This is a genomic window from Bradyrhizobium sp. LeoA1Lang (genome assembly GCF_055413685.1).
This window is the reverse complement of sequence record NZ_JBVAPG010000038.1, coordinates 48,464-58,519: the sequence shown is the minus strand read 5'-3', so window position 1 is coordinate 58,519 and position 10,056 is coordinate 48,464. Positions and strand designations below refer to the sequence as shown.

Here is a 10,056-nt window from a genome sequence, read left to right as displayed (position 1 = left end):
TCGACGGCTGGCAGACCCTCGCCAGCAAGCCCATTGCTCAGCCGGTTGATCTTGCCGCCTGAGCAGATATCATCCGTTCACCGGAGACTCGCGACGGACAAATTCCAACCAAGTTCGCGACGGCACCCGAAGCTGCTGGCCTATCCGCAAGCCGAATTGACGGAAGAGGAAAAGGCCTTCCTCAGCGGCCCCGTCGACGAGCTCTGCAAAATGCTCGACGAATGGAAGATTTTCTGGGAATGGCGCGACCTGCCGCGCGAGGTCTGGGATTTCATCAAGCGCGAGAAATTCTTCGGCATGATCATCCCGAAGGAGTTCGGCGGCCTCGGCTTCTCGCCTTACGCGCATTCCGAGGTGGTGCGAAAACTCTCCTCGCGCTCGCTGACCGCCGCCGTCACCGTGATGGTGCCGAACTCGCTCGGCCCCGGCGAGCTCCTGATGCGCTTCGGCACCAGGGAGCAGCAGGAGAAATGGCTGCCGCGCCTGGCCTCCGGCCGCGACATCCCGTGCTTCGGCCTCACCAGCCCCGAAGCAGGGTCGGATGCGGCCTCGATGGTCGACACCGGGATCATCTGCAAGGGCAATTTCGAGGGCAACGAAGTGATCGGCCTGCGCCTCAACTGGCACAAGCGCTACATCACGCTCGGCCCGGTCGCCACCTTGCTCGGCCTCGCTTTCAAGGCTTACGATCCCGATCATCTCGTCGGCGACCAGGAAGAGCTCGGCATCACCGTTGCACTGATCCCGACCCACCTGCCTGGCGTCGAGATTGGCCACCGCCATCTGCCGGCAATGCAGGTCTTCCAGAACGGCCCGAACTGGGGCCGCGACGTCTTTATCCCGCTCGACTACATCGTCGGCGGCAAGGAGCGGCTCGGTGAGGGCTGGAAGATGCTGATGACGGCGCTCGCCGCCGGCCGCGGCATCTCGCTGCCGTCATTGTCGGCCGCCGGCGCCGCCTATGCCGCGCGCACTACCGGCGCCTATGCCCGTACCCGCGAACAGTTCGGCATCTCGATCTCCAAATTCGAAGGCGTCGAGGAGCCGCTGGCGCGGATCGTCGGCACCACCTATTTGCTCGACGCCGCGCGGCGGCTGACCTGCGCCGCGCTGAACGCCGGCCATCACCCCGCGGTCATCTCCGGCATCATGAAACTGCACGCCACCGAGCGGATGCGGATCGCGATCGACGACGCCATGGACATCCATGGCGGCAAGGCCGTGATCGACGGCCCGCAGAATTATCTCGGCAATCTGCATCGCGCGGTGCCGGTCGGCATCACCGTGGAAGGCGCCAACATACTCACCCGCAATCTCATCGTGTTCGGCCAGGGTGCGATCCGCGCGCATCCGTACCTGCTGGAGGAGATGACAGCGCTCGGCGAAGCCGACCGCACCAAGGGCCTGGATGCCTTCGACAAGGCGTTGTGGAAGCACATCGGCCACACCTTCAAGACCCTGTTCCGCGCCATGGGCCGGAGTTGGACCTTCGGCTTGTTCGCGCCGGCGCCCGATGCGGGCGATGCCACGAAATTCTACCGCCAGCTCTCGCGCTATTCCTCAGCCTTCGCAATTTGCGCCGACATGGCGCTGCTCACGCTCGGCGGCGCGCTCAAGCGCAGGGAGATGCTCTCGGCCCGTTTCGGCGACATCCTCTCCGAGCTCTATCTGCTCTCCGCCGCGCTGAAGCGCTGGCAGGATGAAGGCCGGCAGAAGGAAGATTTCGCCGCGCTCGAATGGTGCATGGCGAGCGGCTTCAAAACCATCGAGAACCGTTTTGCGGAGATTCTCGCCAACCTGCCGAACCGGTTCGTGGCTGTAATCCTGAAGTTCTTGATCCAACCGTTCGGCGCCCGTGTGCTCGGCCCCTCCGACCGCGTCGTGCATCAGTGTGCCGCCCTTGTGCTGGAGCCATCGGACGCGCGCGATCGAGTCACCCCCGATCTCGCCTTCGTCGAGGACGACGGCGGCGTGGCGCGGCTGGAAAAGGCCTTCCGCCTGGTCGCCGCGACCGAAGATATCGCGAAGCAGATGCGCGCCGCGCGCCTGCGCGATCCGGATGAAGCGGTGAAGAAGGGCGTCATCACGCAATCCGATGCCGATAAGCTAGTCGCCGCCCGCGCGGCGGTCGCCGCGGTGATCGAGGTCGACGATTTCGCGCCCGAGGCGCTGTCGCCGATTTACAGGAAGGGTGCCGACGTGCATCAGTTCTTCCAGGAATTGGGAGAGCAGAGGGCTGCGAGCTGATGGCGCGACCGGTCTTTATCGTCGACGGCAGCCGTACGCCGTTCCTGAAGGCGCGCTCCGGTCCAGGACCGTTCACGCCTGTTGACCTCGCCGTAAGGAAAATTGCGGCACGATGAGTAATCCGCCTCGCATCTGGCTCGACTATCGGCCCGTTCGCATAGGTTGGGTCGTCCAAGAGCGTGACATGGCGCTGCTGGTTGAAATGGCGCGTTGGAATACCTGCCTATGGGGCGGTTCCTACAACTGCGTAATTCCAGCCTACGACACCGAATTAGCCGACATGCTAGTGTCGTGCTTCGCTGTAGACGTACTGCTACCAGTTCGTCCAGACGAGACGACCAAAGCCTTCATTGAACGCTTTCCCTACCTGAAGCATCATCGTTGGAGCGACTCCATCTTTCATCAGCAAGACTGCGAATTTGCTGATATCCGACATGTCTTGAGACGCATTGCAGGACGCCAGGACGAGAAGTTTGGAAAAAACGTATGTCTGCCGACATGGGAAGAGGCTGATCCTCTTAGCGTGCTCTTCGCCATACAATTTGGTGGGTATCCTCCTGCAAGTACAGACACCGCCGACTACCAAGGCAGCGTGCAGAGTACATTCGGGATACCGGAAACTCTGATCGCCGCTGAACTGCCGCCCACAATCTTGGAAACAATTCTACCTCTTTGGTTGACGCGCTACGATACTACGCGGTCAAGAGTTCGCGCTGGGTGGCTTGGTGCCGGTATCATGTTGGGCTCAGTCGCGGATTTCGATTCATTGGCGCTGTTCTGGAATCTTCGGGCCGCCGGTGCGCCTCTTATCTTCTACGATCAAAGCCATGGAGAGCGCCTTAGAGCGTACGCTAATGCCTTTCTCGAGAAGTTTCGCAAGCCGGCTCTCGGCAGAGACTCGCACATCACGTTCTGGATGCGCGGGGAGACTCCGCGCGACGACAGCTGGAGGCCCGACTTGGACTTAGGAGGACTGACAGTCAGCTTGAATGATGGTCGAGACTCCATGTTGTGGAACGGGCTAAATATTCGTCCGCAAATGCCGAGCTTTTCAATATTGCACCGAGATGTAGTCCCGACCCACCTCGAGGACAACGGCAAAGCAGAAGCATTCTTCGCGCTGCCCGATCGTCCGTTCGACAATGACGACGTGCATTCGCTGCGTCAAAAATACGCGGTCGTTGTCGACGCGACCCAATACGGGGCGCCAGATGCGGAGCTAACGTTCGAGACGCCATTCGTTCCGCGGCTCAACGAATTTTATGGCCGGAACTTTCATTTTCACCACGACGCGGCTCGGTCGCAGCTTGGTCGGCTCGACCGCGGTGCCGTAGCCTTTATAACTCAAGTTTCAACCCAGCGGCTTCGGGTCAGCGCTTTTCGTGTATTCGACTGGATGAAATCCTTCTTTGCGCTTTCCGGCATCGACATTGAGCGCTCGGAAGCTGGACTGCGCGCTTCGCGCCTGATCGCGCAACTGGGTGGTGTGCAAGATTGTCGCGTGCTGAAAATCCGAGGTGTTCGTAACCTGCTGCGCAAGTATGGCGTTGAGGAGTCCTTCACAAGAAGCGGGGCAATAGAGACGATCCGCGACAGTGACACCGCAGCTCGCGTGGTCGGGTTTGACGCTTTCAGGCGGCTACACATCGAATATCGTGAAAAGGCCGATATGAAGCCCGATGATGTGTTGCGTTATTTACTGATGCGCCGCGTGTTCCGTGTGGGCTTGGAGTTTATCTGCCCGAATTGTCAGCTGTCTCACTGGGCGCATTTGGACGACGTTAAGACTGTTTCGCCGTGCCCGTATTGTGATCACAGTTACGACGTGACGCCGCAACTCAAAGACCGAGATTGGCGCTACCGCCGATCCGGCATCTTCGGGCGGAACGACGACCAACTCGGCGGCGTGCCCGTCGCGCTCACTCTGCAGCAGCTTTCAAACAGTCTCCACGATGACGCTCTGATGTATTCTACCGGGGTTAACTTTCGGCCGCATGGTGCTGAAATCGAAGTCTGCGAATCGGATTTCCTTGTGGTGGTTGCGGGCAAGCTTGGGATCGAGGAATCACCGGTACAAATCGTGTTTGGCGAGGCGAAGACAGAGGGGGAAATTGATCATCAGGATATCCGGAAGCTCGGCAAGTTGGCGGATGCCGTTCCTCCTGAGATCGCACGCGCCTATATATTGTTGTCAAAGACAGGTACATTCTCTCCGAGCGAGATCGCGCTCGCAAGGACATTGAACTCTGATTACCGCAAGCGGGTAATTTTATGGTCCCGGGACCAGCTTGAGCCCTATTATCCTTATGAAAGATGTAGAGAAAAGCTTGGCGACAGCTGGCACGCGGCGTCGCTCAGCGACATGGCACAGATCACACAGCGTCTCTATTTGGGAGGGTAGCGAAGTGATGCAGAGGGCTGCGAGCTGATGGCGCGACCGGTCTTTATCGTCGACGGCAGCCGTACGCCGTTCCTGAAGGCGCGCTCCGGTCCAGGACCGTTCACGCCGGTCGATCTCGCCGTGCAATGCGGCCGGCCGCTGCTGGCGCGGCAGCCGTTTGCGCCCGATAGCTTCGACCAGGTGGTCCTCGGCTGCGTCAATGTCATTGCCGACGAGATGAACCCGGCGCGCGTCGCGGCGCTGCGGCTCGGCATGGGCGAGAAGATGGTCGCCTTTACCGTGCAGATTAATTGCGGCTCCGGTATGCAGTCGATCGACACCGGCTATCGCTACATCCGCGAAGGCACAGCCGATCTCATCCTCGCCGGCGGCGCCGAGGCGCTGAGCCATGCGCCGCTGGTCTGGCCGAACGCCGGCGTGCGCTGGTTTGCTGGCCTTGCCGGCGCCAAGAGCATGGGCGCGAAGATCGCCGCCTTCTTCAAGCTCCGCCCCGGCTATTTCAAGCCGATCATCGGCCTGGAGCGCGGGCTCACCGATCCCATCACCGAGCTCAACATGGGCCAGACCGCCAAGGTCGTCGGCCATCTCTTCGGCATCACCCGCGCGCAATCGGATGCCTATGCCGCCGAGAGCCACCGCCGCCTGGCAAAAGCGCAGAGCGAAGGCTGGCTGAAGGGCGAAGTCGAGACGTCGTTCTCGCGCGACGGCAAGTTCTACGATCACGATGACGGCGTCCGCCCGGACTCGACGCCGGAGACGTTGGCAAAACTGAAGCCGGTATTCGAGCGGCCGTGGGGACAGGTCACCGCGGGCAATTCCTCGCAGATCACCGACGGCGCCTCCTGGGTGATCCTCGCGTCCGAAGAGGCGGTGGCAAAGCACGGGCTGAAGCCGAAGGCCGTCATCCTCGACAGCCAGTGGGCGGCGCTCGATCCTGCTATCATGGGGCTCGGCCCCGTGCTGTCAGCGACCGCGCTGCTGAAGCGCAACGAACTGACCCTGCAGGACGTCGAGACCTGGGAGTTGAACGAGGCCTTTGCGACACAGGTGCTCGGCTGTCTTGCGGCCTGGAACGATGAAAAATTTTGCCGCGAAATTCTCGGCCTCGAGGGCGCGGCGGGCGAGATCGATCGAGCGAAGCTGAATATCGATGGCGGCGCCATCAGCCTCGGCCATCCCGTCGGCACCAGCGGCAACCGCATCGTGCTGCATCTCGTCAACGCCATGAAGCGGCTCGGCACGCGGCGCGGCATCGCCACCGAATGCATCGGCGGCGGGCAGGGCGGCGCCATGCTGATCGAGACGGTGTGATCATGGATTCTGCGATCATGAACGTCCTTGCCGACCGCGTGCTCGAACTCGGGCCCGCGCCGGAAGCCGGTCCCTACAAGCATTTCAAGCTGACGCGCGATGGCGACGGCATCGCCTGGCTGCTGTTCGACCGTGAAGGCGCCAGCGCCAACACGCTGAACGCCGAGGTGCTCGAGGAATTCGATGCGGTGCTGGCCGCGCTCGAAAGCCAGCGTCCGACCGGCCTCGTCATCCGTTCGGCGAAGACAAGCGGCTTCATCGCCGGCGCCGATGTCAACGAATTCCGCGGCGCCAGCGATGCACGCGCGGTCGAAGCCGAGATCGGCCGGGCGCATGCGGTGATCGACCGGCTCGAAGCGCTGCGCGTGCCGACGGTCGCCGTGATCCACGGCTTCTGCCTCGGCGGCGGCCTCGAAGTCGCGCTGGCCTGCCAATCGCGGATTGCCATCGATGACGCGCGGTTCGGCTTTCCCGAGGTGATGCTCGGCCTGCATCCGGGCTTAGGTGGCACCGTGCGCTTCACGCAGCTCGTCAATCCGGTGCAGGCGATGAGCCTGATGCTGACGGGCAAGACCATCGATGCGCGCCGCGCCAAATCGCTTGGCCTGGTCGATGCGGTGACGCAGGAGCGCCATGTCAGAAACGCGGTGAAGGACGCGGTGTTCGGCCGCCTGAAGCGCGCCAGGCCCGGGTCGGTCAACACGCTCCTGAACTTCGGCCCGGTGCGCGGCTTTCTCGCTTCGCGCATGCGCAGCGAGGCCGCCAAGGCCGCGCCGCAGGCGCACTATCCCGCGCCTTACGCGCTGATCGATCTCTGGGAAAAATACGGCAGCGAAAAGTCGGCGATGCTGAATGCGGAAAAGCGTTCCTTCGCCGAATTGATGGTGACGCCGACGGCGCAGAACCTGATCCGCGTCTTCTTCCTGCGCGAGCAGATGAAGAAGCTCGCAGGCAGCGGCAACAGGATCGCGCATGTCCACGTGATCGGCGCCGGCGCGATGGGCGGCGATATTGCCGCCTGGTGCGCGCGGCAGGATCTGCGCGTCACGCTATCGGACATGAAGCCGGAGCCGATCGCGGGCGCGATCAAGCGCGCCGACGATCTCTATGGGAAGATCATCCGCAAGCGCACGGAGGTGCGCGATGCGCATGATCGGCTGATGGCGGATATGGACGGCGAGGGCGTGCGCAATGCCGACCTCATCATCGAGGCGGTGCCGGAAAAGCTCGAGCTGAAACAGAAGGTCTATGCCGGCATCGAGCCGAAGATGAAAGCGGGCGCAATCCTTGCGACCAACACCTCCAGCATCCCGCTGCAGGATCTGCGCGCGACGCTGGAAAAGCCCGAGCGCCTGCTCGGCCTGCACTTCTTCAATCCGGTCTCGCGATTGCAGCTCGTCGAGGTCGTCAGCCATGACGGCACCGACGCCGAGCTGTTGAAAAAGGCGCTCGCCTTCGTCGGCGCCATCGACCGCCTGCCGCTATCGGTGAAGAGCTCGCCGGGCTTCCTCGTCAACCGCGCGCTGACGCCCTACATGCTGGAAGCGATGTTGCTGTTGGACGAGAAGGTCGACAAATCAGTGATCGACGCCGCGGCGAAGAAGTTCGGCATGCCGATGGGACCGATCGAGCTTGCCGACCAGGTCGGCCTCGACATCTGCCTCGACGTCGGCGACATGCTTCGCTCGAAGTTCGGCGACCTGCTGCCGCCGACGCCGGCCTGGCTGCGCGAGAAGGTCGCCAAGGGCGAACTCGGCCGCAAGACGGGCAAGGGCTTTTACGTGTGGAAGGATGGTAAGCCAGACAAGACGTCCGCTGTGACATCGACCGCCGAGCCGACACAGGAGATGATCGACCGCCTGGTGCTGCCGATGTCGAATGTCTGCGTCGCCTGCCTGCGCGAAGGGATCGTCGATAATGCAGACGTGGTCGACGGCGCGATGATCTTCGGCACCGGCTATGCCCCGTTCCGTGGCGGTCCGCTGAATTACGCCCGCACGCGCGGTGTCGAGAATGTGGTGTCCACCTTGCAAGCACTCGAGCAGAAATTTGGCGGCCGCTTCGCGCCCGATGCCGGCTGGGAGAGTTTCAAGTGACTGACACCACCGTTCCGATGGCGCAAAATGAGCCGCAAGGCGATCTCTGCATCCGCACGCTGGCGATGCCGGCGGATACCAACGCCAATGGCGACATCTTCGGCGGCTGGCTGCTCAGCCAGATGGATCTTGGCGGCGGCGTGTTCGCCTCGAAGGTCGCGCGATCGCGCACGGTGACGGTCGCGATCGAGGCGATGAATTTTCGTAAAGCCGTCTATGTCGGCGATCTCGTCTCCGTGCACGCCAACCTTGTGCGCATTGGCCGCACCTCGATCACCGTCCATCTCGAAGCCTGGGTGCTGCGCCGCAAGGAACGTCAATCGATCCTGGTGACCGACGGCAATTTTACTTACGTTTCGATCGACGACCATGGCCAGCCGCAGCCAATCCAGCGCGACGGCGCCACGCTTGCGACGTAACCAAGACGTCTCCTCGCTTACACACAGTTGTTATCTGCCGCTCGTATCCCACACCTCGTGAGAGCAGGTGATTCGGTGTTCGGGAATGCGGCGATATCAGGACAATTCGCCGCGCTGGCCATCGCTTTTCGCGGGACGCAGCAGTGATGAAAGCGCGGAACGATCAGGCTCCCATCACGTTATAGGCCCGCACTTCAATTGGGACTGGGAAATGTCTGATACCTACATCATCGAAGTCGGCTCCAATCCGGCCGGCATCGTCGTGCGCGATGAGCGTGGCTATCGCTTCTTTGCGGCCAGTCCTGAATTCAACCGATTGGAAGGCCAGCTCTTCCGCAACGCCCGCGAAGCCGAGCGCGCCGCACGCCGCCTCGCCGACGGCGAGCTGAAGCTGGCATCATAGATTCCAGGAAGCCCGTAGCCAGGATGGAGCGCAGCGCAATCCGGGGAGACGCCATGCCGTGCCGTTTCCCGGATTACGCTGCGCTCCATCCGGGCTACAACTAGCGCGTTGACCTTGGCGCCAAACCGCCGCAGCATGCGGCTTTCGATGTCGCAAGGTGCCGCCGTGCCAGTATTGACCCATCGCCAGACCGAGATCCTGAACCTCGCGCGCGCCTTTGGCCGCGTGATGGTGGAGGACCTTGCCAAACGTTTCGAAGTCTCCGCGCAGACCATCCGCAAGGACCTCAATGATCTCTGCGACCGTCGTTCGCTGACGCGCATCCATGGCGGCGCGATCATCGCCTCCGGCGTGGAAAATCTTGCCTATGAGGCGCGGCGCTTCGTCGCTGCCGAAGAGAAGAAGGCGATTGGGGCGGCAGCCGCCGCGCGCATTCCGAACGGCTGCTCGCTGTTCATCAATATCGGCACCACCACGGAGGAGGTCGCGAGCGCGCTGACCTCGCATGAGGGGCTGCTCGTCATTACCAACAACCTCAATGTCGCGATGCTGCTGTACCGCCATCCCCGCATCGAGGTGGTGGTGGCGGGCGGTACCGTGCGGCGCGCCGACGGCGCCGTGGTCGGCTCGACCGCGACGCAACTGATCGGCCAGTTCAAGGTCGACTACGCGATCATCGGCGCGTCGGCGATCGACGAGGAGGGCGCGCTCCTGGATTTCGACTATCGTGAAGTCCAGGTCGCCCAGGCCATCATCGCCAACGCGCGCAACGTGATGCTGGTGGCGGACTCAACAAAACTCCGCCGCAGCGCCCCGGTCCGCATCGCCCATATCAGCCAGATCCAGACCTTCATCACCGACACCGCATTGCCGGCGGGACTGGCGAACATCTGCCACAGCAGAGGCATCGAGGTGGTCGTGGCAATGGACAAGCCCGCCGCCGACATCGACGACGCCGCACCCGAGCCCGCCCCGGTGACGCTGCGAAGCGTCTAGCACCGCCAGTGGCCTCGCCCTTCGAGACGCCCGCTTCGCGGCCGCCTCAGGGTGAGGGGATAGATGCGAGCGCGCCGCTCTCTCCTCCACGTCATTGCGAGCGCAGCGAAGCAATCCATCCCTCCACTTGCGGAGGCATGGATTGCTTCGTCGCTATCGCTCCTCGCAATGACGGAAAGGGGC

General features: G+C 62.5%; 7 protein-coding genes. All 7 read left to right on the top strand.

The genetic code is table 11. The annotated features are described in order from the left end of the window. Positions 1–33: 33 nt before the first annotated feature. The 7 genes from ACZYOF_RS15530 to ACZYOF_RS15500 all read left to right on the top strand — a co-directional run bounded on the left by ACZYOF_RS15530 (position 34) and on the right by ACZYOF_RS15500 (position 9,873). Positions 34–2,247, top strand: a complete 2,214-nt coding sequence (locus tag ACZYOF_RS15530) for an acyl-CoA dehydrogenase (protein ID WP_463716298.1) — start codon at positions 34–36, stop codon at positions 2,245–2,247. 184 nt (positions 2,248–2,431) lie between these two features. Further along, entirely contained in the window at positions 2,432–4,648 is a 2,217-nt protein-coding gene (locus tag ACZYOF_RS15525) for a hypothetical protein (protein WP_463716296.1), read from the top strand. A 27-nt stretch (positions 4,649–4,675) separates the two neighbouring features. Next, complete coding sequence (locus tag ACZYOF_RS15520; RefSeq protein WP_463716295.1) at positions 4,676–5,959, top strand: acetyl-CoA C-acetyltransferase; 1,284 nt, start codon at positions 4,676–4,678, stop codon at positions 5,957–5,959. 2 nt (positions 5,960–5,961) lie between these two features. Continuing rightward, positions 5,962–8,055 carry a 3-hydroxyacyl-CoA dehydrogenase NAD-binding domain-containing protein gene (locus ACZYOF_RS15515; RefSeq protein ID WP_463716294.1) on the top strand — a complete coding sequence of 698 codons (2,094 nt, stop codon included), beginning with the start codon at positions 5,962–5,964 and terminating at the stop codon, positions 8,053–8,055. Between the two features lie 17 nt (positions 8,056–8,072). Next, on the top strand, positions 8,073–8,474 hold the full coding sequence (locus ACZYOF_RS15510) for an acyl-CoA thioesterase (protein ID WP_130576855.1): 402 nt from the start codon (positions 8,073–8,075) through the stop codon (positions 8,472–8,474). A 211-nt stretch (positions 8,475–8,685) separates the two neighbouring features. After that, positions 8,686–8,877 (top strand): hypothetical protein, encoded by a 192-nt coding sequence (locus tag ACZYOF_RS15505; protein WP_130576836.1) that lies wholly within the window; start codon positions 8,686–8,688, stop codon positions 8,875–8,877. Between the two features lie 147 nt (positions 8,878–9,024). Continuing rightward, positions 9,025–9,873 carry a DeoR/GlpR family DNA-binding transcription regulator gene (locus ACZYOF_RS15500; RefSeq protein WP_463716293.1) on the top strand — a complete coding sequence of 283 codons (849 nt, stop codon included), beginning with the start codon at positions 9,025–9,027 and terminating at the stop codon, positions 9,871–9,873. Positions 9,874–10,056: the final 183 nt, after the last annotated feature.

Excerpts from the sequence above, each read along its gene's own strand:
- ACZYOF_RS15525 (WP_463716296.1), top strand. The coding sequence starts at position 2,432 with ATGGCGCTGCTGGTTGAAATGGCGCGTTGGAATACCTGCCTATGGGGC.
- ACZYOF_RS15520 (WP_463716295.1), top strand. The coding sequence starts at position 4,676 with ATGGCGCGACCGGTCTTTATCGTCGACGGCAGCCGTACGCCGTTCCTG.
- ACZYOF_RS15515 (WP_463716294.1), top strand. The coding sequence starts at position 5,962 with ATGGATTCTGCGATCATGAACGTCCTTGCCGACCGCGTGCTCGAACTC.
- ACZYOF_RS15510 (WP_130576855.1), top strand. The coding sequence starts at position 8,073 with ATGGCGCAAAATGAGCCGCAAGGCGATCTCTGCATCCGCACGCTGGCG.
- ACZYOF_RS15505 (WP_130576836.1), top strand. The coding sequence starts at position 8,686 with ATGTCTGATACCTACATCATCGAAGTCGGCTCCAATCCGGCCGGCATC.
- ACZYOF_RS15500 (WP_463716293.1), top strand. The coding sequence starts at position 9,025 with ATGTCGCAAGGTGCCGCCGTGCCAGTATTGACCCATCGCCAGACCGAG.